Below are 24892 nucleotides of genomic sequence, written 5' to 3'. Positions count from 1 at the left end.
ATGGCTTCGCGCAAGCCCCTGACAGCCGGCCCCCTCGTCTGCGATATCGACCGGCATCATGATCACCTGCTCGTTCTCGACATCGACGAGGTGGTGCTTCAGTTCATCGACCCGTTCGTCGCCCTGCTGGCCGAGGTGGGGGCTCATTTGAAGCCCGATTCCTTCCGGCTGACGGGTCAGGTCCGGTCGCAATCCACCGGGGCGGCCCTGGGCGGCGAGGAGCTGAAAGGGCTCATGCACCGTCTGTACGAAGAGCAGGCCGTGCGGCAGATGCCGGTTGCCGGTGTCGTCGACGCGCTTGAGCGGCTCGCCGGCCAGGCGGACATCGTCTTTCTGACGGCCATGGCGCCGCACTGGCACCAGACGCGCAGGCTGCATCTCGACGCATCCGGCCTGCCCTATCCGATGATCGCCACCGAAAGGGACAAGGGCGCGGTCATCTGCGAATTGCAGGAGCGCTGGCAAGGGACGATCGTCTTCGTGGACGACCTGCCCTCGAACCTTGAAAAAGTCCGCCGGAGCGCGCCGCAGACCCGGCTTCTTCATCTTATGGCCAGCAGCCTGTTCTGGCCTTATCTTCCCGGCCTGCCCCAGGGCGTCACCAGCGCCCGGACATGGCAGGAGGCAGAGGATCGTATCGGCCGCATTCTTTCGGGAGAATGACCCATTGAGCGATGAAGGCGCATTCTGCCGCGACTGCCTGAGGGCGCAGCCGGCCGGAACGCGTCGCTGCATCGCCTGCGGAAGCCCGCGCGTGCTGCGCCACCCCGAGCTGAATGCCCTGTCCATCGCCCATATCGATTGCGACGCATTCTACGCGACGGTGGAAAAACGCGACCGGCCCGACCTTGCCGACAAACCTGTCATCATCGGTGGACGCAGGCGCGGCGTGGTGCTGACCTGCTGCTACAACGCCCGCATCTACGGGGTGCGCTCGGCGATGCCGATGTTCAAGGCGCTGGAACTCTGCCCGCATGCGGTGGTGCTGAAGCCCGACATGGCCAAGTACAGGCAGGTCGGCCTTGCCGTCCGCGAGCGGATGCGTGACCTGACCCCCTTGGTGGAACCCCTGTCCATCGACGAGGCGTTCCTGGATCTCAGCGGCACCGAATTGCTGCATAAGGCCACGCCGGCCCTGTCGCTGGCGCGCCTTGCCGATGCCGTGGAACGCGAATTGGGGATCAGCGTGTCAGTCGGCCTGTCGCACAACAAGTTCCTGGCCAAGCTTGCGTCGGACATGCAGAAACCACGGGGCTTTTCGGTTATCGGCAAGGCGGAGACGGCGCATCTTCTGGCCGGCCGCAAGGTGACGTCGATCTGGGGTGTGGGCTCGGCCACGGCGCGCAGCCTGGCGGCGGACGGCATCGTCATGATCGGGCAATTGCAGGAGATGGAGCTGGAAACTCTCATACGCCGCTACGGCGTCATGGGCCAACGCCTGTGGCGGCTCTCACGCGGGATCGACGACCGGCGCGTCGACCCGACCGGCGAGGCGAAGAGCATCTCCGCCGAGACGACGTTCGACAAGGATCTATCCCGGCCCGAAGAGCTGCTGCCGATCCTGCGCACGCTCTGCGAGCGGGTCGCACACAGGCTGAAGCAGACCGACCTTGCCGGCACGACCGTCGTATTGAAGCTGAAGACGGCAGACTTCCGCACACGGACGCGCAATCGCAAGCTTGCGGACCCGACCCGCCTTGCCGACCGGCTTTTCGCGACAGGGCGCGAGCTTCTGCAGCGTGAGTTGGACGGAACGCGTTTCCGCCTGCTCGGCATCGGCTGCAACGAGTTTGCACCTGCGGTGCACGCAGACCCACCCGACATGCTGGACCCTGGCCTGCAAAAGCGCGCCAAGGCAGAAGCCGCGCTCGATTCGCTGCGTGGGCGCTTCGGCGATCGCTCCATCGAGACCGGCTACACGTTTCGGCCGCAGTCCCGCGCCAAGGATGGCACGTGAACCGAGAGTGAGTATGACGATGACCCGATCCCGCGCGCTGGTAGCATCCGCCGTCCTTTTCGTTGCGCCGCAGGCGCTGGCCGGCGAGGCCGAAATCAAGGCGGCGGTGGATGCTGCGGCACGCACGATCATGCAGCAGCATGACGTGCCGGGACTTGCCATCGCCGTCACCCAAAACGGCGAACGCCATCTCTTCAATTACGGCGTTGCCGCACGCGACTCCGGCCTGCCCGTCACCGACGATACGATTTTCGAGATCGGCTCGGTCAGCAAGACATTCACCGCCGCGCTCGGCGGCGTTGCCATGCACAAGGGGCTGATGAAGGCGGAAGACCCTGCCGGTGGTTTTCTGCCGTGGCTGGGGGATAGCGCGCTGGCCCGGACCCCGGTGATGAACCTTGCCACCTATACGGCCGGCGGCCTGCCTTTGCAGTTTCCAGATAGCGTGACCGACGATGCGTCGATGCAGGCGTGGTTTGCCGGGTCGAAGCCAAAGGGCGCGCCGGGCCACAGCCGCCAATATTCCAACCCCAGCATCGGCCTGTACGGCGCGGCGGTGGCCGCCGCCATGGACGGCGACTTCGCCGCGCTGATGCAGCGGGAGGTTATCCAGCCGCTGGAGCTGCAAAGCACCTTCACCCATGTGCCGGATGAGCGCATGGACGATTACGCATGGGGCCTCAACCGCGATGGCCGGCAGGTGCGCGTCAATCCCGGTGCGCTGGATACGCAGGCCTACGGCATCAAGACGACCGCATCCGATCTTGCGCTGTTTCTGGAAGCCCAGATGGACGCCGGCAGCCTCGACGGCGGGCTGGCGCAGACGCACAAACCGCAGTTCCAGGTCGGGCCGATGCTGCAGGCCTATGGGTGGGAAATCTACGAAGACCCGGCCGATCTGGATGCGCTGCTGGCTGGCAACTCGACCGACATGGCCATGAAGGCGCAGGACGCCCGTCCGCTGGACACCGAGCCGCCCCTGCCCCACGCGCTCTACAACAAGACCGGCTCCACCGCCGGTTTTGGGGCCTATGCCGTATTCCTGCCGGATCGGCAGGCGGGTATCGCCATTCTGGCAAATCGCAACTACCCGAATGCCGACCGCATCCGGGCCGCCCATACGATCCTGCAGGCGATGGGCGCCATCGACTGATGCTCAGCTAAGTTCCACATCCAGAACGCCGGGCGCGGCCTTGATCGCGCCGGCCATCTGCGGCGAAACACGGAACCGGCCGGGCAGCAGCAACTCGACCTCCCGCTCGCCATTGTCCTGCACCAGCACGAGGGAAACCTCGCTGTCGCCGCCGGCCGCCAGATGGCTGCGGAAGCTGGCCAGCGGGCGCGCATCGCGCATGAATATCTTCATGGCCTTCTGCATGCGGGCCGCCTGCACTTCCAGGCTTTCCACCCCCTGCGCCCGCAACGACATGCCCTCGGGCCGCTCCTCCGCCGATACGGAGACGATGACCGATGCCCCAGCCTCCAGCATGTCGCGGAAGTTCACCAGCATTTCGGTAAACAGGACGATCTCGAACTGGCCGGTCGGATCCGACAATTGCACGATGCCGATCTTGCCGCCGGTGCGTGTCTTGCGCTCCTGACGGCTTGTAACCGTACCAGCCACGCGGCCCGCCGTTGCGCCCTTGCGCACCGATGCCGTCAACTCGGCATAGGATTGCACGTTCAACCGCTTCAACGCGGCCTTGTACTCGTCCAGCGGGTGGGCCGACAGATAGAAGCCGATCGACTGGAACTCGCGCAGCAGGCGTTCCGCCGTCGTCCACAAGGGCGCGTCCTTCAAGGTCAGCGGCTCCGGCTCGCCGCTGCCGCCGAACATATCGTGCTGGCCGCTGAGCCGGCCTTCATTGACCATGATCGCATAGGCCGACAGGCGCTCGATGTTACCGCACAGCCGCGCCCGGTCGTGGCCGAAGCAATCCAGCGCGCCGGCGGTGATCAGGCATTCCAGTGTCCGCTTGTTGACGATCTTCGGATCGATCCGGGCGCAGAAATCCTCGAGCGATCGGAAGGGCCCGTTGGCACGCTCGGCAACGATATGGTCCACCGCGTACTCGCCGACACCCTTGATGGCGGCCAGCGAATAGAAGATGCGCCCCTTCTCCACCTCGAAGGGGCGGAACGACGTCTGCACCGACGGCGCCACCACCTCTATGCCGAGGCGTTTGGCATCGTTGCGGAAGTCGTTGAGCTTGTCGGTGTTGTTCATATCCAGCGTCATCGACGCGGCCAGGAACTCAGTCGGGTAATTCGCCTTCAGATAGGCCGTATGATAGGCGACAAGGGCGTAGGCGGCGGCGTGGCTCTTGTTGAAGCCGTAATCGGCAAACTTGGCCAGAAGGTCGAAGATCGTGTTGGCCTGCCCCTTGGGGATGCCACCCTCGATACAGCCTTCCACGAAGCGTTCGCGCTGCTTGTCCATTTCGGCGCGGATCTTCTTGCCCATGGCGCGGCGCAGAAGATCGGCTTCGCCCAGCGTGTAGCCTGCCAGAACCTGGGCGATCTGCATCACCTGTTCCTGGTAGACGATCACGCCCTGCGTCTCGCGCAGGATCGGCTCGATCTTCGGGTGGATGATCTCCACCTCTTCTTCCTTGTGCTTGCGCGCGTTGTAGACCGGGATGTTCTCCATCGGCCCCGGCCGGTACAGCGCCACCAGCGCGATGATATCCTCGAAGCAGTCGGGGCGCATGCCGATGAGCGCCTTGCGCATGCCCACCGATTCCACCTGGAACACGCCGACGGTTTCGCCGCGCGCCAGCATCTCGTAGGTCAGCGTGTCGTCCAGCGGGATGGTGCCAAGATCGATATCCACGCCCTGCCGCGCGATGAGCTGGACCGCGGTCTGCAGGGTCGTCAGCGTCTTCAGGCCCAGAAAGTCGAACTTGACGAGCCCGGCCTGCTCCACCCACTTCATGTTGTACTGCGTCACCGGCATGTCGGAGCGCGGATCGCGGTACATCGGCACAAGTTGCGACAAGGGCCTGTCGCCGATCACGATGCCGGCGGCGTGGGTGGACGCGTGGCGGTAAAGCCCCTCCAGTTTCAGCGCGATGGCGATCAGCCGGTCGACCACCTCTTCCTTTTCGCGCGCTTCCTGAAGGCGCGGCTCTTCCTCCAGCGCCTGCGCCAGCGTCACCGGATTGGCGGGGTTTGCCGGCACGAGCTTGCACAGCTTGTCGACATGGCCGTAGCTCATCTCCAACACGCGGCCGACATCGCGCAGGACAGCGCGCGCCTGCATCGAACCGAAGGTGATGATCTGTGCCACCTGATCGCGCCCGTACTTCGCCTGCACGTAGCGGATCACCTCTTCGCGCCGGTCCTGGCAGAAGTCGATGTCGAAATCCGGCATCGAGACGCGGTCCGGATTGAGGAAGCGCTCGAAGAGCAACGAGAAGCGCAGAGGGTCGAGGTCGGTGATGGTCAACGAATAGGCGACGAGCGAGCCCGCGCCGGAACCGCGCCCCGGCCCCACTGGGATGCCGTTGGCCTTGGCCCATTTGATGAAGTCCGCCACGATCAGGAAGTAGCCCGGAAACTTCATCCTTTCGATGATGGACAGCTCGAAGGCCAGCCGGTCGCGGTAATCCTGCTCGCTCTGCCCGGCCGCCGGCCCGTGCGACTGCAAGCGCCGTTCCAGCCCCTCCTCCGCCTGGCGGCGCAGCTCGGCCGCCTCGGCGTCTATGGCCGATTCCGCCGGCTCGTCCCCGGTGGTGAAACGCGGCAGGATCGGCTTTCGCGTCGTTGGACGGAACGAGCACCGCCTGGCGATCTCGATCGTATTGTCGATCGCCTCCGGCAGGTCGGCAAACAGCGCCGCCATCTGGTCCTGCGTCTTCAGGCAATGGTCGGACGACAGCCGCCGCCTGTCTTCGTGGCTGACCAGCCGGTTGCTGGCGACGGCGATCAGCGCGTCATGGGCGTCGAAATCTTCGGCGCAGAAGAAGAACGGCTCGTTGGTGGCCACCAGCGGCAACCCCATCTCGTAGGCGAGATCGAGTGTCGCCGGCTCGGTCCGCCGGCCGCGTCCGCCATGGCGCTGCAGTTCCACATACAGGCGGTCGCCGAAGGCGCCGCGCAATACTTCCAGCCGCTGGCGGGCCACCGCCATGCGGCCGGCCGCCAGCGCCGTGCCGATAGGCCCGAGAGGGCCGCCCGTCAGGCAGATGATGCCGTCCGCCTTTTCCGCTATCCAGTCGGCCAGCACATGCGGGCGCTGGTCCCCCTCGTGCCGCAGATAGGCCATGGATACGATCTCGACGAGGTTCTCGTAGCCGGCATCGTCCATTGCGATCAGCACAAGCGGCGCGGTCGCATTGTCCTTGTCGCGGGCAGAATCGGCGTCGCCATCCTGAAAATCGACGTCGAGCTGGCAGCCGATGATGGGCTGGATACCAGCCTTGGCGGCTTTCTCCGAGAATTCGAGTGCGCCGAACAGATTGTTTGTGTCGGCGATGCCGATGGCCGGGGCATTGTCGCCCTTGGCATGCTTGACGATCTGGTCGAGCCGCAAGGCGCCTTCCAGCAGCGAATAGGCGCTATGCACCCGGAGGTGGATGAACCTGAGCGGTCGTGCGGGGTTGCCCGTCGATTCGGCCATCGTCGTCTCCTGCGGGTGAAATCCGGGTCGGCGGCGATCCGCCTTCCGTACCGCCCGATATTAGCCCGGACGGGTTTTGGAGTCTTCCCTCGGCGACCTGACCGCCGAGGTCATCCCCGGCAAATATGCCGGGCGCGTGTGTCACAGAGCGTGGATGACAAGCGAGAAGCCAAGCACGAAACCCGAGATCGCCGTCAGAGAGAGAACTTCACGAACGATGGTCATGTCATGATCCTTTCCGTTTTTGTTCGCTATTTGTTCTCTTTTTGATCCCGCCCGTCAAGGCTTAAGCGCTCGGGATGCGTGTTAAGGTTAAGAAGGCTCAGGCAGCGAAGCCGTCGAAAGGCACGATCCGCCCGTCCGCAAGGGTCACGACGCGGTCCATGCGCTTGGCCAACTCGTGGTTGTGCGTAGCGATCAGCGCCGCCACGCCGGACTGCCGCACCAGTGCGGTGAGCGCGTCGAAGACGTAATGCGACGTCACCGGATCGAGATTGCCGGTGGGCTCATCCGCCAACAGGACGTACGGATTGTTGGCCACGGCCCGCGCGATGGCGACGCGCTGCTGCTCGCCGCCGGACAGTTCCGCGGGTCGATGCTCGGCACGCTTGCCGATGCGCAGATAGCCGAGAAGCTGTTCGGCGCGTTCGGCGGCCTTGCGCCGCGGCAGGCCGGCGATCATCTGCGGCAGCATGACGTTTTCGAGCGCCGAGAACTCGGGCAGCAGATGGTGGAACTGGTAGACGAAGCCGATGGCATTGCGCCTTGCGCTCGTCCGCTCGGCGTCGGAAAGCCCGCCGCAGGCCTGCCCGCCAATATACACCTCTCCGCCGTCAGGCCGCTCCAGAAGGCCGGCGATATGCAGCAGCGTCGACTTGCCCGCGCCCGACGGCGCAACAAGGGCCACCATCTCGCCCGGCACCATGGCGAAGTCGGCCTTGTCCAGGATGATGAGCTCGTTTTCGCCCTGCGTGTAGCGGCGCTCGACGGCGTCGAGCCTCAGCATGGTATCGGTCATTCGTAACGCAGCGCCTCTACGGGATCGAGCCGGGATGCCTGCCAGGACGGCAGCAAGGTGGCCAGGAAAGACATGCCGACAGCCATCGCGACCACGGTCACCACCTCTCCCACCTGGACTTCCGCCGGCAGGCGGCTGAGGAAGTAGAACTCCGGATTGAAGATCGTCGTGCCCGATATCCACGAGAAGAACTGGCGCAGATTCTCGATGTTGAGGCAGAACACGACGCCCAGGACCAGCCCCGCCAGCGTACCGGCAACACCGATGGACGCGCCGGTGATCAGGAAGACGCGCATGATCGCCCCCTTGGTGGCGCCCATGGTCCGCAGGATGGCGATGGCGCTGCCCTTGTCCTTCACCAGCATGAACAGGCCGGAGATGATATTCAGCGCGGCAACCAGCACGATCAGCGTCAGGATGATGAACATCACGTTCCGCTCTACCTGCAGGGCCGAGAAGAAGCTGGCGTTCTGCTGCTGCCAGGTCACCGTATAGCCGGGGCGCCCGGCCGCCTGCTCTATCGGCCCCTGAAGGGAAACCACCGCATCGGGGTTGGCAACGAATATCTCGATCTGCTGTGCCTGGTCTTCACTGTTGAAGAAAAGCTGTGCTTCCGACAACGGCATGTAGACATAGGCCGCGTCGTACTCCGACAGGCCGATCTCGAAGATCGCCGAAATCGGATAGGCCTTCACGCGGGGTGTGTTGCCGAAGGGGGTAACATCGCCTTCCGGCGAAACGAGGGTGATCATGTCGCCGGGCGACAGGCCGAGGGATGAGGCCAGACGGCTGCCGACGGCGACGCCGCCGCTGTCGTCGAACCCGTCCAGCGTGCCGCCGCGTATATTGTCAGCGATGGGCGCAAGCTTTTTCAGGTCGGCTTCGCGCACACCCTTCACCAGCGCTCCTGTGCCGGCCGAGTTGGCCCCGCTGGCCAGCACCTGCCCCTGCACCAGCGGCATGGTGAACTGGACACCGGAAACGCCGTCGATGCGCTGCGCCACCGTATCGAAATCGCGCAGCGGCGTATCGATGGGCATCAGGATCACATGGCCGTTGACGCCGAGGATGCGCGTCAGAAGCTCGGTACGGAAACCGTTCATCACCGACATCACAATGATCAGGGCGGCCACGCCCAGCATGATGCCGACAAAGGAGAAACCGGCGATCACCGAGACGCCGGCATCGCGCCGGCGCGCCCGCAGGTACCGCCCCGCGATCATCCATTCGAAGCGCGAGAAAGGGCGCGTGCCGCCGGCCGCGCCCGGCAGATCGCCGGCAGGCACGGTCATGCGGACAGCCGCGCGACGAGGTTGGCCAGCGTTACCGTCTCCCGCTCGCCGGTGGCGCGATGCTTGATCTCCACCTCGCCGGCCTTGGCGCCGCGCGGTCCGACGATGACCTGCAGCGGAAGGCCGATCAGGTCCATCGTGGCGAACTTGGCGCCGGCCCGCGTATCCTGGTCGTCGTAGAGGACGTCGAACCCGGCGCGGCCAAGTTCGCGGTAGAGGCCCTCGCACGCCGTGTCGCAATCGGCGTCGCCCGGCTTCATGTTGATGAGGCCGACATCGAAGGGCGCGACGCCCTTCGGCCAGATGATGCCTGCTTCGTCGTGCGAGGCTTCGATGATGGCGGCCACGAGCCTGCTGGGGCCGATGCCGTAGGAGCCCATGTGCACCGGCGCGTCCTTGCCGTCCGGCCCGGTGACGAAGGCTTTCATCGGCTCGGAATATTTCGTGCCGAAATGGAAGATATGCCCCACCTCGATGCCGCGTGCCGCAACCCGCTCGGCCTCGGGAAGCGCATCCCAGGCGGCCTGGTCGTGCATCTCCTCGGTGGCGGCGTAGGGCGTGGTCCACTCGCGGACGATCTCGGCAAGCTCCGTCTTGTCGGAAAAGTCGACGTCGTGTGCCGGCACCTTCATGTCGAGATAGTCGCGCTGGCAGAACACCTCGCTTTCGCCGGTGGAGGCCAGAATGATGAACTCGTGGCTCAGCTCTCCGCCGATGGGGCCGGTATCGGCCCGCATGGGGATGGCCTTCAGGCCGCAGCGCTCGAAGGTGCGCAGATACGCCACGAACATGCGGTCATAGGCGACCTTCGCCGATTCGTAGTCGACGTCGAAGGAGTAGGCATCCTTCATCAGGAACTCGCGGGAGCGCATGACGCCGAAGCGCGGGCGCACCTCGTCGCGGAACTTCCATTGTACGTGGTACAGGTTGAGCGGCAGATCCTTGTAGGAGCGCACATAGGACCGGAAGATGTCGGTGACCATCTCCTCGTTGGTCGGGCCGAACAGAAGATCGCGCTCGTGCCGATCGGTGATCCGCAGCATCTCCTTGCCGTAATCGTCGTAGCGGCCGCTTTCGCGCCAGAGGTCCGCCGACTGGATCGTCGGCATCAGAATCTCGATCGCACCGGAGCGGTTCTGCTCTTCGCGGATAATGTCGCAGACCTTGTCCAGAACCTTCTTGCCGAGCGGCAGCCACGAATAGAGGCCCGCTGCCTGCTGGCGGATCATGCCGGCCCTGAGCATCAGCCGGTGGGAAACGATCTCGGCTTCCTTCGGTGTCTCTTTGAGGATGGGAAGAAAATAGCTGGAGAGACGCATGATGCCCCGAAAGGTATTGGATGGCCGGAAAAATGAACCGACTTCTTATCCTCAGTTCGAAGGCTTGCAAAGCGCGATCAGAGTAACGCCCCATCGCAATCCGGCTTCGCACAACCCCCTGCCATCTACGAAGGCGATTTGTTCAAAAAAGTGACACGAATCGCAAAATTTCTGATGACAGACATTAAACTCTTGTAATATGGTTTCTCCAATACCAAGGCACCGGAGACGGTGTCGCATTCGCGGTCTAGTCTTGGGAGGACGTGATCTCCGGCGCGCTCAATGCGCTGCCCCGGTTTCAAGACCCGGTGTGAGATCCAGACCTGCAACTAAAATGCGAGGCGAAAGCCTCGCATTTTTTTTGCCCTCGCCTCAGCCGATCATGTGCCCGGAATGATGTGCGGCAGGCTGTTGAAGGTGAAACCGTACACTTCGGTGACAAGGTAGAACGCGGCGAAGATGGCAGCCGAAACGATACTCGTGATGATTGCCTTGAAGCCCAGCCGCGGGTCGGCCGGCGCGCTGTGAGTCGTGCCGAGGACGATGTCCTCGTTCTCGGCCTGAGACTTCACCCCGATGGGCAGAATAGCGAAAAGCACCGTCCACCAGATCACGAAATAGATGGCTACCGCCGTCAGGATACCCATCAGCGGACCTCTTCCAGTTCGATGAGTGTGCCTAGAAAATCGGCAGGGTGCAAAAACAGGACAGGGTTGCCATGGGCACCGATGCGCGGCTTGCCGTCGCCGAGGACACGGGCCCCCTTGGCCACCAGCTCGTCGGCGGCCGCCGCGATATCGTCGACCTCGTAGCAGATGTGATGGATGCCGCCGCGGCTGTTTTTCTGGAGGAAGCCGGCGATGGGCGACGTAGCGTCCAGCGGCTCCATCAACTCGATGCGGGTGTTCGGCAGATCGGCAAAAACCAGCCGCACGCCGTGCTCCGGCAATACCTGCTCGGCAGACAGGGTGGCGCCCAACGTATCGCGATACAACGCGATGGCGGCTGCCAGGTCGGGCACGGCGATGGCGACGTGGTTCAGGCGTCCGATCAACTTATCCCCCGATCACGAAGACCGTCACGAGCGGCTTCTTGCCCCAGGCGTCGTTGGCTTCGCCCCGGATCGCGCGGCGCACGGCTTCACGAACCAGTGCAAAATCCTTGCGGCGCGCCTTGGGAATGCTTTCGACTGCGCCTGCGGCGGCATCCACCAGCGCCTCTTCCATGTCTTCGCCCTCGAAATCCGCTTTCGGCAGGCCGATCATCGACAATTCGGGGTCGCCACGCAATTCCAGCCGCGCGTTGAGCTGGACGACGACCGAGACATGCCCCGCATAGGACAGCTTGCGGCGCTCGCCGATACCCATCTCGTCCTGGGTGCCAACCAGGAAGCCGTCCTTGTAGATGCGCCCGACGGGCACTTCGTCGATCACTTCGGCAAAGCCGGGCGCCAGGCGGACCATCTGCCCGTTGCGCAGCGAGACGACGTTGCGCACGCCGAGGTCGCGGGCAAGCTGGGCATGCGCCTCCAGGTGCTGTGCCTCGCCATGCGCGGGCACCGCGATCGATGGGCGGATCCACTCGTACATCTGGCGCAGTTCGGTGCGGCGCGGATGGCCCGATACGTGGACCAGCTTGTCGTGATCCTCCACCACTTGCACGCCCAGCTCGACCAGATTGTTCTTGATCTCGTTGATGGCCTTCTCGTTGCCGGGAATGGCCCGGGACGAGAAGATGACCATGTCGCCCTTCGAAAGGGCGACGGACGGATGCTCGTCACGCGCAAGGCGGGCCAACGCGGCCCGCGCCTCACCCTGGCTGCCCGTCAGCACGATGACGGCCTTCTCGCGCGGGATGTAGCCGAAATCCTGCTCCGACAGGAACGGCGGCAACTTGTCCATATAGCCGAGCTCGCTGGCGACATCGGCCATACGCTTCATGGACCGGCCCATCAGCAGCACCTGCCGCCCCGCCTCGGCCGAAGCCTCCGCAATGGAGCGGATACGCCCGATATTGGACGAGAAGGTCGTCAGGGCCACACGCCCCTCGGCCGCCTTGATGATTTGCGCGAGGCTGCGGTTGACGTCCTGCTCGCTCGGCGAAACGCCTTCGCGCATGGCGTTGGTGGAATCGCAGATGAGGGCCAGAACGCCCTCGTCGCCGATGGCGCGCAACCGCGCCTCGTCGGTCGGCTTGCCGAGCGCCGGCGTCAGGTCGATCTTCCAGTCGCCGGTATGGACAACGGTGCCGAGCGGCGTGCGGATCGCCAGCGCCACCGGCTCCGGGATGGAGTGCGTCACGTTGACGGCCTCGATCTCGAAGGGGCCGACTTTGAACCGGTCGCCGGCGGAAAAGACGTTCACCGGAACCTTGGCGGCCCCCGCCTCGCCCTCGCGCTTGGCCTCCAGCAACGCCGCGGTGAAGGGCGTTGCATAGACCGGCGCCTTCAGGCGCGGCCACAGATCCAGCAAACCGCCGAAGTGATCTTCGTGCGCATGCGTGATGATAATGGCCTTGAGGTTGTGGCGCTGGCTTTCCAGAAACCGGATATCGGGGAAGATAAGGTCGACCCCGGGCTGTTCCGGCCCGGCAAAGGCGACGCCGCAATCCACGGCGATCCACTCCCGGTTGTTTTCCGGCCCATAGCCGTAAAGGGCGAGATTCATGCCGATCTCGCCGATGCCGCCCAGCGGCACGAATACAAGTTGACTCACGTTTCGTTCACTTCCGTCATGGCGCAGCCATCCTGGCGCGCGTTGTCATTCTGCCCGTTGGACGGCGGGCCACCGAAACTCTCAAAAGCCGGCCGCAGGCGGCCATGGGGGCGCGCGCCAGCTTCGTCAGCGCGCCTTATCGCAGATTATGCCCGCCATGTCCTCCCCCAGCAGGAACACATCGCCGGCCGAGTGCGTCTCGAGCGCGCCATCGTCGCGCTTCAGCACCAGCCGCCCTTCGGGATCCAGCGCATGGAAGATACCGTCGATGGAGCGGTCCGGAAGGTTGACGCGGATCGCCTGCCCCAGCCCGCGCGCATGCTCCAGCCAGCCCGCCCGAATCTCGGAAAAGCCGCGCCCGCCCTTCCATAGCGCAAGAACCGTCTCGACCTCGCCGGCGATGGCGCGGAACACATCTTCGAGATTGCCCGTGAAACCGTGGTCCGACAGCGTGGTCACGCCATAGGGCTGGCCATCGGGAGCAGCCGCGACGTTGATGCCGGCTCCGATAACGACGGCCTGCCGGCCATCGGCCAGCCGCTCGCTTTCGATCAGGATGCCGACGCATTTGCGGCCATCGAGCAGGATGTCATTCGGCCATTTGATGCGGACGGCATCGGGCTCGATACCGCGTAGGGCCGAAAGGGCTCTTGCAAGTCCAAGCGCGATCACCAGCGGCAGTTGCCCGAGACTGGCCAGCGGGGCGGCATCCACCAGCAGCAGGCTGGCATAGAGATTGCCGCGCTCCGAAACCCAGCTCCGCCCCCTACGGCCGCGCCCTTGGGTCTGGCGCAGGGCGGTGACCCAAAGCTGCCCCGGGTCGCCGGCGCGCACGGCTTCCATGGCGATGGAGTTGGTGGAACTCACCTCCTCCAGCGCCAGGCGACGTGCCCGGCGCGATGCAGCGTCAGCCGCTGTCAAAAGAAGGTCCGGGCCGCTGCCTGTGCCGCCGCGAACAGCGGTGCGGCCAGAAAGATGTAGGCCGGGAAGATGAACAGCGTGGCAAGCCCCGTGACCACGCGCAGCTCCGTCGGCATCGCTATGAAGGCTTCCGCCGGCTCGTCCACCCACATCACCTTGACGACGCGTAGATAGTAGAACAAGCCCACGGTGGACGCGACGACGCCGATGATCGCCAGCGGGATCAGGCCGGCGCCGACCGCCGCCATGAACACGTAGTACTTGCCCCAGAAGCCCAGCAACGGAGGCAGACCGGCAAGCGACAGCATCAGCACGGTCATGGCCAGCGCCATCATGGGATGGGTCCGCGACAGGCCCGCGAGATCGTCGACATTCTCCACCATGCCGTCCTTGCGGCGCATGGAAAGGATGACGCCGAACGTGCCGAGCGTCATCGCCATATAGGTGGCCATGTAGATCATCACGCCGGTCACGCCCGCCTCGTCGGCCGCGGCAAGGCCCACCAGCGCGTAGCCCATATGGCCGATCGAGGAATAGGCCATCAGGCGCTTGATGTTGCGCTGGCCGATGGCGGCGAAGGCGCCCAGCACCATCGAGGCGATGGACACGAACACCAGGATCTGCTGCCAGTCGGCGGCGAGCGGCAGGAAGCTCTGCACGGTGAAGCGCGTCAGCAGCGCCATGGCCGCCACCTTGGGCGCGGCCGCGAAGAAGGCGGTCACCGGGGTCGGTGCGCCCTCATAGACGTCCGGCGTCCACATGTGGAAGGGCACGGCCGAAATTTTGAAGGCAAGGCCCGCGATAACGAAGACGAGGCCGACCAGCAGTCCGAAGGACCGGCCCTCGGCCGTCAGGGCCGCCGCGATTTCCACGAAGCCGATCTGCCCGGTGAATCCGTAGACCAGCGAAGCGCCGTACAGCAACATGCCGGACGACAGGGCGCCAAGCACGAAGTACTTTAGCCCGGCCTCGGAGGAGCGGACATTGTCGCGGTTGATCGCGGCGATGACGTATAGCGCCAGCGACTGCAATTCGAGGCCGAGGTAAAGGGCGATGAGATCGCCCGCCGACACCATGACCATCATGCCGACCGTGGCCAGCATGATGAGCACCGGAAACTCGAAACGGTCGAACCGCTCGTTCTTGGCGAAGCTCATGGTCATCAGCACCGCGGCTGCCGAACCCAGCAGCACGAGCACCTTCATGAAGCGGGCAAAGGGATCGACGATCAGCGAACCGCCAAAGGCGACGCCTTCGGGCGTTACCGCCAGAAGCCAGAGCGCGGTTCCGAGGATGACGGCAACCGCCAGCGACATGACCAGCCGCCCGCTGCGCTCGCCGACGAAGGTGCCGACCATCAACAGAACCATGGCGCCGACCGACAGGATCAGCTCCGGCCCCACGATGGGAAGACTTTGGGCGATGAATTCGTGCATCGACATGAGATGTTCGCCTGTCCGTCCTTACTGCACCGAGGCGACCGCCGAAACGGCCTCGATGGCGGAATGATAACCGTTCAGCAACTGCTCTACGGAAGCAGCCGTGACGTTGAAGACCGGCATCGGGTAGACGCCGAAGAAGATGACCAGGGCAACCAGCGGATACAGCATCGCCTTTTCGCGCCGCGACAGGTCGAGGATGTTCTGCAGGTTCTCCTTGTCGAGCGTGCCGAAAACCACCCGGCGGTACACCCAGAGGGCATAGGCCGCCGACAGGATCACGCCCGTCGCCGCGAAGATCGCAACCCAGCTATTTGCCTGGTACACGCCGATCAGCGTCAAAAACTCGCCGACGAAGCCGCTGGTGCCCGGCAGGCCGACATTGGCCATGGTCAGGATCAGGAACACCGTCGCATAGGCCGGCATGCGGTTGACGAGACCGCCATAGGCGGAAATCTCGCGGGTGTGCATGCGGTCATAGATGACACCGACGCACAGGAACAGCGCGCCCGAGATCAGGCCGTGCGACAGCATCTGGAAGATCGCGCCCTCCACGCCCTGCGCATTGCCGGCGAAGATGCCCATGGTCACGAAGCCCATATGGGCTACCGACGAATAGGCGATCAGCTTCTTGATGTCGTCCTGCATCAGCGCCACGAGCGACGTGTAGATGATCGCGATCACCGACAGCGTATAGACGAGCGGCGCAAAATCGGCCGAGGCCAGCGGAAACATCGGCAGCGAGAAGCGTATGAAGCCATAGCCGCCGAGTTTCAGCAGGATGCCCGCCAGGATGACCGAGCCGGCCGTGGGCGCCTCGACGTGCGCATCGGGCAGCCACGTATGCACCGGCCACATCGGCATCTTCACCGCGAAGGACGCGAAGAAGGCCAGCCAGAGCCATGTCTGCATGCCGGCGGGGAAGTCATGCGCAAGCAGATCCGGGATCGCGGTGCTGCCCGCCGTCCAGTACATCGCCATCAGCGCCACCAGCATCAGCACCGAGCCGAGGAAGGTGTAGAGGAAGAACTTGTAGCTGGCATAGACGCGCCGCTTGCCGCCCCATACGCCGATGATCAGGAACATCGGGATGAGGCTGCCTTCGAAGAAGACATAGAACAGCACGATATCCAGCGCGCAGAAGACGCCGATGACCAGCGTTTCCAGCACAAGGAAGGCGATCATGTAATCCTTGACGCGCGAGGTCACGCTTTCCCAGCTCGCCAGGATGCAGATCGGCATCAGGAAGGTGGTGAGGATGACGAACAGCATCGAGATGCCGTCCACGCCCATATAATAGGAAATCCCGCCGACGCCGAGCCAGTCCGCACGCTCGACGAACTGGAAGCCGGCCTGCGTATCGTCGAAGCCGATCCAGATGCCGAGCGACAGCACGAAGGTGAACAGCGTCGTCAGAAGCGCGACGTTGCGGATGTTGCGCCGCGCCAGCGCGCTGTCGTCGCGGATGAAGAAGATCAGCGCGGCGCCGACGAGCGGCAGGAAGGTGACGGTCGAGAGGATCGGCCAACCGGACATCAGTTCATTCCCCCGAACATCATGAAGGTGACGAGCGCCGCGACGCCGATCAGCATGATGAACGCATAGTGGTAAAGGTAGCCGGTCTGCAGCCGGACGACGCGGTTGGTGACATCGACGACGCGCGCCGAAATGCCGTTGGGTCCGTAGCCGTCGATGATCTTGCCGTCGCCCGTCTTCCAGAGGAAGCGGCCGATGGCCTTGGCCGACCGTACGAAGAGGAAGTCATAGAGCTCGTCGAAGTACCACTTGTTCAAGAGGAACTTGTAGAGCCCCGGATTGCGCGCGGCGATCTGCGCCGGGCGCTGCGGCTGGCGGATATAGAACAGCCAGGCCAGCACGAAGCCGATGACCATCGCGATGGTGGGCGACCAGATCACAAGCCCGGGCACCTCGTGCATCTCGTGCAGGATGTGGTTGTTCGGACCGGTGAAGATCGCGCCGTGCCAGAAGGCGTCGTAGCTGCCGCCCATGAAGAACGGATAGAACACGATGCCCGCCAGGAGCGCGCCGGCCGCCAGCACGAACAGCGGAACCGTCATGATGGGGGGAGACTCGTGCACGTGGTGCATCACTTCGTGGCTGGCGCGCGGCTTGCCGTGGAAGGTCATGAAGATGAGCCGCCAGGAATAGAAGCTCGTCATCAGGGCCGCTACCACCAGCATGATGTAGCCATACATGGCGAAGCTGTTGTGCCCCGCAAAGGCGCTTTCGATGATCGCGTCCTTGGAATAGTAGCCCGCCGTGAAGGGAAAGCCCGTCAGCGCCAGCGTACCGATGACCATCATCCAGTAGGTCAGCGGGATATGCTTGCGCAGGCCGCCCATGTTGCGCATGTCCTGCTCGTCCGAGACGGCGTGGATGACCGAGCCGGCCCCAAGGAACAGAAGCGCCTTGAAAAAGGCGTGCGTGAACAGGTGGAACACCGCCGCGCCATAGGCGCCGACGCCCAGCGCCACGAACATGTAGCCGAGCTGCGAGCACGTGGAATAGGCGATGACGCGCTTGATGTCGTTCTGCACCATGCCGACCGTCGCCGCGAAGAACGCGGTGGTGGCGCCGATGAAGGTCACGAAGGTCAGGGCGCTTGGCGCCAGCTCGAACACCGGCGACATGCGCGCCAGCATGAAGACACCCGCCGTCACCATGGTGGCGGCGTGGATCAGCGCGGAAACGGGGGTCGGGCCTTCCATGGCGTCCGGCAGCCAGGTGTGCAGGCCAAGCTGCGCCGACTTGCCCATGGCGCCCATGAACAGAAGCAGGCAGATGACGGTCATCGCCCCGCCATAGGTGAAGCCCCAGCTTCCGAAATGGAACATGATGTCGGTGGCTGCCGGCGTCGCAGTGGCTGCTGCGGCGGCTTCCGCACCATGCTCCGCAACCGGACCGGCCATGCCGATGGCGTTGGTGAAGATGGTGTCGAGCTGCACCGAGCCGAAGACGACGAACAGGCCGAAGATGCCCAGCAGAAAGCCGAAGTCGCCGACGCGGTTGACCACGAAGGCCTTCATTGCCGCCTTGTTGGCCGAGGGCTTCTTGTACCAGAAGCCGATCAGCAGGTACGAGGCCAGACCGACGCCTTCCCAGCCGAAGAACATCTGCACCAGATTGTTGGCCGTCACCAGCATCAGCATGGCGAAGGTGAACAGCGACAGATAGGCAAAGAAGCGCGGGCGGTGCGGATCGTGGTGCATGTACCCGATGGAATAGACATGCACGAGCGCCGAAACGGTGTTGATCACCACCAGCATGATGAGCGTCAGCCGATCGATGCGCAGCGACCAGTCGAAGCTCAGCGAGCCCGACTGCACCCATTGCAGCAACGTGATGCGGATGGGCTCGCCGTCGCCCATGCCGAAAGTGATGAAGCCCACCCACGACAGCGTGGCTGCCAGGATGACCAGCCCGCTGGTGACGTATTCGGATGCCTTGGCCCCGATCGCGCGGCCGAAGAGGCCGGCGATGAGAAAGCCCAGAAGCGGCAGTAGGACGATTGCCTGATACATGTGTGGTGCCCGCCTCAGCCTTTCATCGTGCTGACGTCATCCACGGCGATGGAGCCGCGGTTACGGAAGAAGGTGACCAGGATCGCCAGGCCGATTGCGGCCTCCGCGGCCGCGACCGTCAGGATGAACAGCGCGAACACCTGGCCGGCCAGATCGTTGAGAAAGGCCGAGAACGCCACGAGATTGATGTTGACCGAAAGCAGGATCAGCTCGATCGACATCAGGATCGTGATGATGTTCTTGCGGTTCATGAAAATGCCGAACACCCCGATAACGAAGAGGATGGCGCCGACAGTGAGATAATGTCCGAGACCGACTTCCATTGTACTGTCCTCAGATTCCCTTGCCGCTCTCGACCTTGCGGATTTCGATGGATGTCTCCGGGGTGCGGCGCACCTGCTCCGGGATCGACTGCCGCTTGATGCCTTCCTTGTGACGCAGCGTCAGCACGATCGCACCGATCATGGCGACGAACAGCACCAGGCCGGCCATCTGGAAGAAGAAGATGTAGCGGGTGTAAAGAACCTGCCCGAGCGCCTCGATGTTGGACACCTGATCGATCGGCGGGATCGGCATCACCGTGTTGCCGGCAAGCTCGGGGTTGAAGTAGCTGCCCGTCACCGCGATCACCAGCTGCGCCAGGATGATAAGGCCCACCAGCGCGCCGATAGGCGCATATTTCAACGCCCCGCGCTTCACCTGCCCGATGTCGAGATCGAGCATCATGACGACGAACAGGAACAGGATCGCCACCGCGCCGACATAGACGACGATGAGGATCAGCGCCAGGAACTCCGCCCCGGTCAGCAGGAACAGCCCTGCCGCGCTCACGAAGGTGAGGATCAGGAAGAGCACCGAGTGAACCGGGTTGCGGGAAAACACAACCATGAGCGCGGCGCCGACGGTGATCAGCGCGAATATGTAGAAGAAGAGTGCCTGAAGGCCCAGCATCCTCGGGCTCCTTTGGTCGTCCGGCGGAACCACGCCGTAGCGGCGCGGCATCGAGTTTCAAATCTTGTGCGCGAAAGGGGCGGCTTACCGCCCTTCCCGCTCAGCGGTATGGCGCATCGATGGCGATGTTGCGGGCGATCTCCCGCTCCCAGCGGTCGCCGTTCGCCAAAAGCTTTTCCTTGTCGTAGTAGAGCTCTTCGCGCGTTTCGGTCGAGAACTCGAAATTCGGCCCTTCCACGATGGCGTCGACAGGGCACGCCTCCTGGCAGAAGCCGCAATAGATGCACTTCACCATGTCGATGTCGTAGCGCACCGTGCGGCGGGTGCCGTCATTGCGGCGGGGGCCCGCCTCGATGGTGATGGCCTGGGCCGGGCAGATGGCCTCGCAGAGCTTGCAGGCGATGCACCGCTCTTCCCCGTTGGGATAGCGGCGCAAGGCGTGCTCGCCCCGGAAGCGCGCGCTGACCGGGCCCTTCTCGTAGGGGTAGTTCAGCGTCGCCTTGGGCGCGAAGAAATACCGCATCGAAAGGCCGAAAGCCTTCACGAACTCGATCAGGAAAAGCGACTTGATGTTGTGTGCGAGTGCGCTCATGACGCGGCCCACCCCGTGACCTGGAGAACGAAGGCGACGACGACGACCGAAGCCAGCGAGATCGGCAGGAAGACCTTCCAGCCAAGCCGCATCAACTGGTCGTAACGGTAACGCGGCACGAAGGCCTTCACCATCGCGAAGAGGAAGAAGCAGAAGGCGACTTTCAGCAGGAACCAGATGACACCCGGCACCCAGGTGAAGGGCGCGAAGTCGAACGGAGGCAGCCAGCCGCCAAGGAAGAGGATCGTCATCAGCGAGCACATCAGGGTGATGGCCGCGTACTCGCCCAGCATGAACATCATGTACGGGGTGGAGCCGTACTCGACCATGAAGCCTGCAACCAGCTCCGATTCCGCTTCCGGAAGGTCGAAGGGCGGGCGGTTCGTCTCGGCCAAGGCCGAGATGAAGAAGATGACGAACATCGGGAACAGCGCCAGCCAGTGCCAGTCGAGGAAGCTGCCGGGCAAGCCGAGCATGGTTCCAAGGCCCGTATTCTGTGCCAGGACGATATCGGTCAGGTTCAGCGAGCCGACGCAGAGAAGCACCGTCACGATGACGAAGCCGATGGAGACCTCGTAGGACACCATCTGCGCAGCCGAGCGCAGGGCGCCCAGGAACGCGTATTTGGAGTTGGAAGCCCAGCCACCCATGATGACGCCATAAACCTCCAGCGAGGAAATGGCGAAGATGTAGAGAATGCCGATATTGATATTGGCGATCACCCATCCGTCCGCCACAGGCACGACGGCAAAGGTGGCCAGGGCCAGCGTCACCGCGACAAGCGGCGCAAGCAGGAAGACGATCTTGTCGGATGCCGCCGGAACCGTCGGCTCCTTGAGCACGAACTTCAACAGATCCGCGAAGGACTGGAACAGGCCGAAGGGCCCGACGACGTTCGGCCCGCGCCGCATCTGGACGGCAGCCCAGATCTTGCGGTCGGCCAGAAGGATGTAGGCGATCAGGACAAGCAGAACCACCAGGAAGAGGAGGCTCTGTCCCAGGATCACGATGGCCGGCCAGACATAGGTTCCGAAGAATTCCATAACTTAACTCGTCCTACTCGGCCGCTTCGACATGCGCTTCCTGGGCCAGGCGGGAGCATTCCGCCATGATCTTGGAAGCGCGTGCGATCGGATTGGTCAGGTAGAAATCGGAAACGGCGGCCGTGAAGGCGCCCCCTCCGAGATTGGCCGATGCTGCATCGGCAAGCTTTGCCAGAACCGACTGATCGGCAACGATCTTTTCTTCCCGGGAAAGGTGCGGATGGGCCGCGTGAAGGTCGGCGCGCAGCGCATTGAGGGAGTCGTATGGCAGCGTCCGGCCCAGCACCGCGGACAGTGCGCGGAAGATGGCCCAATCCTCGCGCGCATCGCCGGGCGGGAAAGCAGCCCTCTGCCCAACCTGCACGCGCCCCTCGAGGTTGACGTAGGTGCCCGACTTTTCCGTGTAGGCAGCCGCCGGCAGGATGACGTCGGCGCGGTGCGCGCCGCGGTCGCCATGCGTGCCGATGTAGACGACGAAGGGGCCCGCCGCCACATCGATTTCGTCCGCGCCGAGATTGAACAGGATGTCGACGCCGCCGGATGCCATCTCGGCCGCCTTGCGACCGCCCTTGCCCGGCACGAAGCCGATATCCAGGCCGCCGACGCGCGATGCCGCCGTGGCCAGGACGTTGAAGCCCGCCCATGCGCCGCCGGTTGCCCCGACGTCGCGGGCCAGCGCAGCCGCCGCCGCCAGGACGCCCGCGCCGTTATCGCCCGAAAGCGCACCGGAGCCGACGATGATCATCGGCCGCTCGGCCTTGGACAGGACGTCGTAGAAGGCGCCATTGTCGGACTTCAGGCCCGTCAAGGTATCGACGCCTGCGCCGAGATACGTTGCACCGTAGCGAAGATCGGCATTCTGCCCGATCATGCCGATGGTGAAATTGCCCTGCCGCCAGCGTTTGCGGATGCGCGCGTTGAGAACGGACGCCTCGAACCGCGGATTGACGCCGATCAGCAGAAGCGCGTCGGCTTCCTCGATACCGGTGATACCGCTGTTGAAGACATAGGAAGCGCGGCCATGGGCCGGGTCCAGGGCGACACCATCCTGCCTGCAGTCGAGGTTGGTGCTGCCGAGAGCACCCATCAGGCCCTTGAGGGCCCACATGTCTTCCACGGCGGCGAGATCGCCTGCAATGGCGCCGATGCGCTCGCCCGGAACGCCGTCCAGCCTTGCGCGGATTTCTGCGAAGGCCTCCGGCCAGCTTACGGCCTGAAGCCGTCCGTCGCGGCGGACATAGGGCCGGTCCAGGCGCTGGGTGCGCAGGCCATCCCAGACGAAGCGGGTCTTGTCGGAGATCCACTCCTCGTTGATGTCGTCATTGGCGCGGGGCAGGATGCGCATCACCTCGCGGCCGCGCGTATCCACCCGGATGGCCGAACCGACGGCATCCATCACGTCGACCGACTCGGTCTTGGTCAGTTCCCACGGGCGCGCCTGGAAGGCATAGGGCCGAGAGGTGAGCGCGCCGACCGGGCAAAGGTCGATGACGTTGCCCTGCAACTCGGACGTCATCGCATGTTCGAGATAGGTGGTGATCTCGGCATCCTCGCCACGGCCGATCAGCCCCAGCTCGGAGATGCCGGCAACCTCGGTCGTGAAGCGGACGCAGCGCGTGCAATGGATGCAGCGCGTCATGATCGTCTTGACCAGCGGGCCGATATACTTGTCTTCGACGGCGCGCTTGTTTTCGCGGTAGCGCGAGGAATCGACGCCGAAGGCCATCGCCTGGTCCTGCAGGTCGCATTCGCCGCCCTGGTCGCAGATCGGGCAATCCAGCGGATGGTTGATGAGGAGAAACTCCATCACCCCTTCGCGCGCCTTCTTGACCATCGGCGTATTGGTGAAGATTTCCGGCGTTTCGCCGTTCGGCCCGGGGCGCAGGTCGCGCACGCCCATGGCGCAGGACGCGGCAGGCTTGGGCGGCCCACCCTTCACTTCCACCAGACACATGCGGCAATTGCCGGCGACCGACAGCCGCTCGTGGAAGCAGAAGCGTGGAATTTCCGCACCCGCCTCTTCCGCCGCCTGCAGCAGCGTATAGTGGTCGGGTACTTCGATTTCCGTTCCGTCGACTTTGATCTTTGCCATCTGCTTCTTCTCAAGTCCCGAGCCGTTGCCGGCAATCCGACGGGGCTGCGCGATCGCCGCCCCCAAACGCCATGCTACTCAGCCGCTTCAAGGATCGGGCTTGGACCCCTTTCGGCATTACGGGTAAATTCGTCGATACGCCGCTCGATCTCCGGCCGGAAATTGCGGATCAGCCCCTGGATGGGCCATGCCGCCGCGTCGCCGAGCGCACAGATCGTGTGGCCTTCCACCTGCTTGGTGATGTCGAGCAGCATGTCGATCTCGCGCTTCTGCGCGTTGCCGACGACCATCCGTTCCATCAGCCGCCACATCCAGCCGGTGCCCTCGCGGCACGGCGTGCACTGGCCGCAGCTTTCGTGCTTGAAGAAATAGGACAGCCGCGCAATGGCCCGCACGATATCGGTGCTGCGATCCATCACGATGACGGCGGCAGTACCGAACGAGGATTTGACGCCGCGCAATCCATCGAAATCCATCGGGCAGTCGATGATGTCCTCGGCCTTCACGACAGGACAGGACGCGCCCCCCGGAATGACGGCCAGAAGGTTGTCCCAGCCACCACGGACGCCGCCGGCATGCTTTTCGATGAGCTCGCGGAAGGTGATGCCCATCGCCTCTTCCACGGTGCAGGGCCGCTCGACATGGCCCGAAACCATGAACAGCTTGGTGCCGACATTGTTCGGACGGCCGATGCCGGCGAACCAGGCGCCGCCGCGCCGCAGGATCGTGGGGGCCACGGCCACGGACTCGACGTTGTTGACGGTCGTCGGGCAGCCGTACAGGCCCATATTGGCCGGGAAAGGCGGCTTCAGCCGTGGCTGGCCCTTCTTGCCCTCGAGGCTCTCCAAAAGGGCGGTCTCTTCGCCGCAGATATAGGCGCCGGCGCCATGATGGACGACGATATCGAAGTCCCAGCCGCATTTGTTGCCAAGGCCCAGAAGCCCGGCGTCATAGCACTCGTCGATCGCGAGCTGCAGCGCCTCGCGCTCGCGGATATATTCGCCGCGAACATAGATGTAGGCCTTGTGCGCGCCCATCGCGAAGCCGGCGATGACGCATCCTTCGATCAGCGTGAACGGATCGTTCCGCATGATCTCGCGATCCTTGCAGGTACCCGGCTCCGACTCATCGGCATTGATGACGAGGTAGTGCGGACGCTCGCCCACTTCCTTGGGCATGAACGACCATTTCAACCCGGTGGGGAAGCCTGCGCCCCCACGGCCGCGAAGGCCGGAGGCTTTCATCTCGTTGATGATCCAGTCCCGGCCCTTGTCGATGATGTCCTTGGTGCCGTCGAAGTGCCCGCGCGCCATGGCGCCTTTCAGGCTCTTGTCGCGCAAGCCGTAGATATTGGTGAAGATTCGGTCCTGATCCTGCAGCATCGTTCAGCC

General features: G+C 64.0%; 20 protein-coding genes. 3 read left to right on the top strand and 17 right to left on the bottom strand.

The genetic code is table 11. From position 1 onward, the window contains the following. The 3 genes from AUL31_RS13130 to ampC are packed head-to-tail and all read left to right on the top strand — an operon-like array spanning position 1 to position 3110. Positions 1-663 (top strand): hypothetical protein, encoded by a 663-nt coding sequence (locus tag AUL31_RS13130; protein WP_060607282.1) that lies wholly within the window; start codon positions 1-3, stop codon positions 661-663. Positions 664-667: 4 nt separating this feature from the next. Then, entirely contained in the window at positions 668-1957 is a 1290-nt protein-coding gene (locus AUL31_RS13125) for a DNA polymerase IV (RefSeq protein ID WP_143190231.1), read from the top strand. A gap of 19 nt (positions 1958-1976) precedes the next feature. Continuing rightward, the gene (gene ampC / locus AUL31_RS13120) at positions 1977-3110 is read left to right on the top strand and encodes a class C beta-lactamase (RefSeq protein WP_244489406.1); all 1134 of its coding nucleotides are present in this window, start codon (positions 1977-1979) and stop codon (positions 3108-3110) included. A 3-nt stretch (positions 3111-3113) separates the two neighbouring features. Here the strand turns inward: ampC and dnaE are convergent, their stop codons facing one another. The 17 genes from dnaE to nuoF all read right to left on the bottom strand — a co-directional run bounded on the left by dnaE (position 3114) and on the right by nuoF (position 24883). Further along, complete coding sequence (gene dnaE, locus AUL31_RS13115; protein ID WP_060607277.1) at positions 3114-6578, bottom strand: DNA polymerase III subunit alpha; 3465 nt, start codon at positions 6576-6578, stop codon at positions 3114-3116. A gap of 322 nt (positions 6579-6900) precedes the next feature. Next, positions 6901-7596 (bottom strand): ABC transporter ATP-binding protein, encoded by a 696-nt coding sequence (locus AUL31_RS13110; protein WP_060607274.1) that lies wholly within the window; start codon positions 7594-7596, stop codon positions 6901-6903. Then, entirely contained in the window at positions 7593-8888 is a 1296-nt protein-coding gene (locus AUL31_RS13105) for a lipoprotein-releasing ABC transporter permease subunit (protein ID WP_060607271.1), read from the bottom strand. Before AUL31_RS13105 ends, AUL31_RS13110 begins: the two co-directional genes overlap by 4 nt. Continuing rightward, positions 8885-10207, bottom strand: a complete 1323-nt coding sequence (gene proS / locus AUL31_RS13100) for a proline--tRNA ligase (protein WP_060607268.1) — start codon at positions 10205-10207, stop codon at positions 8885-8887. Before proS ends, AUL31_RS13105 begins: the two co-directional genes overlap by 4 nt. Positions 10208-10587: 380 nt before the next feature. Further along, the gene (locus tag AUL31_RS13095) at positions 10588-10854 is read right to left on the bottom strand and encodes a DUF1467 family protein (protein ID WP_060607262.1); all 267 of its coding nucleotides are present in this window, start codon (positions 10852-10854) and stop codon (positions 10588-10590) included. Continuing rightward, positions 10854-11261 (bottom strand): methylmalonyl-CoA epimerase, encoded by a 408-nt coding sequence (gene mce / locus AUL31_RS13090; RefSeq protein WP_060607258.1) that lies wholly within the window; start codon positions 11259-11261, stop codon positions 10854-10856. The genes AUL31_RS13095 and mce overlap by 1 nt, the downstream gene beginning before the upstream one ends. Before the next feature lies 1 nt (position 11262). Beyond that, a complete protein-coding gene (locus AUL31_RS13085; RefSeq protein WP_060608040.1) occupies positions 11263-12873 on the bottom strand; it encodes a ribonuclease J in 1611 nt (536 codons plus the stop codon). A 174-nt stretch (positions 12874-13047) separates the two neighbouring features. Then, positions 13048-13842, bottom strand: coding sequence for a biotin--[acetyl-CoA-carboxylase] ligase (locus tag AUL31_RS13080; protein ID WP_060607255.1), 795 nt, complete (start codon positions 13840-13842; stop codon positions 13048-13050). Then, positions 13839-15278, bottom strand: a complete 1440-nt coding sequence (nuoN, locus tag AUL31_RS13075) for an NADH-quinone oxidoreductase subunit NuoN (protein ID WP_060608036.1) — start codon at positions 15276-15278, stop codon at positions 13839-13841. The genes AUL31_RS13080 and nuoN overlap by 4 nt, the downstream gene beginning before the upstream one ends. 27 nt (positions 15279-15305) lie before the next feature. Continuing rightward, positions 15306-16817 carry an NADH-quinone oxidoreductase subunit M gene (locus tag AUL31_RS13070; protein ID WP_060607252.1) on the bottom strand — a complete coding sequence of 504 codons (1512 nt, stop codon included), beginning with the start codon at positions 16815-16817 and terminating at the stop codon, positions 15306-15308. Next, positions 16817-18823, bottom strand: a complete 2007-nt coding sequence (gene nuoL, locus AUL31_RS13065; protein WP_060607249.1) for an NADH-quinone oxidoreductase subunit L — start codon at positions 18821-18823, stop codon at positions 16817-16819. The genes AUL31_RS13070 and nuoL overlap by 1 nt, the downstream gene beginning before the upstream one ends. A 14-nt stretch (positions 18824-18837) precedes the next feature. Beyond that, positions 18838-19146 (bottom strand): NADH-quinone oxidoreductase subunit NuoK, encoded by a 309-nt coding sequence (nuoK, locus tag AUL31_RS13060; RefSeq protein WP_039190122.1) that lies wholly within the window; start codon positions 19144-19146, stop codon positions 18838-18840. A gap of 10 nt (positions 19147-19156) precedes the next feature. Then, a complete protein-coding gene (locus AUL31_RS13055) occupies positions 19157-19771 on the bottom strand; it encodes an NADH-quinone oxidoreductase subunit J (RefSeq protein WP_039191124.1) in 615 nt (204 codons plus the stop codon). A 103-nt stretch (positions 19772-19874) separates the two neighbouring features. Beyond that, positions 19875-20366 (bottom strand): NADH-quinone oxidoreductase subunit NuoI, encoded by a 492-nt coding sequence (gene nuoI, locus AUL31_RS13050; protein ID WP_039190120.1) that lies wholly within the window; start codon positions 20364-20366, stop codon positions 19875-19877. Next, on the bottom strand, positions 20363-21409 hold the full coding sequence (gene nuoH / locus AUL31_RS13045) for an NADH-quinone oxidoreductase subunit NuoH (RefSeq protein ID WP_060607246.1): 1047 nt from the start codon (positions 21407-21409) through the stop codon (positions 20363-20365). Before nuoH ends, nuoI begins: the two co-directional genes overlap by 4 nt. A 13-nt stretch (positions 21410-21422) precedes the next feature. Beyond that, entirely contained in the window at positions 21423-23501 is a 2079-nt protein-coding gene (nuoG, locus tag AUL31_RS13040) for an NADH-quinone oxidoreductase subunit NuoG (RefSeq protein ID WP_060608033.1), read from the bottom strand. Between the two features lie 74 nt (positions 23502-23575). Next, positions 23576-24883 carry an NADH-quinone oxidoreductase subunit NuoF gene (gene nuoF / locus AUL31_RS13035; RefSeq protein WP_060607243.1) on the bottom strand — a complete coding sequence of 436 codons (1308 nt, stop codon included), beginning with the start codon at positions 24881-24883 and terminating at the stop codon, positions 23576-23578. Positions 24884-24892 lie beyond the last annotated feature (9 nt).

Origin of the sequence: Aureimonas altamirensis (genome assembly GCF_001463885.1) — a bacterium.
In the GTDB taxonomy this organism is placed as follows: Bacteria; Pseudomonadota; Alphaproteobacteria; order Rhizobiales; family Rhizobiaceae; genus Aureimonas; species Aureimonas altamirensis.
Note: the sequence above shows the minus strand (reverse complement) of the source record. Positions and strands in the feature narration are given on the sequence as shown.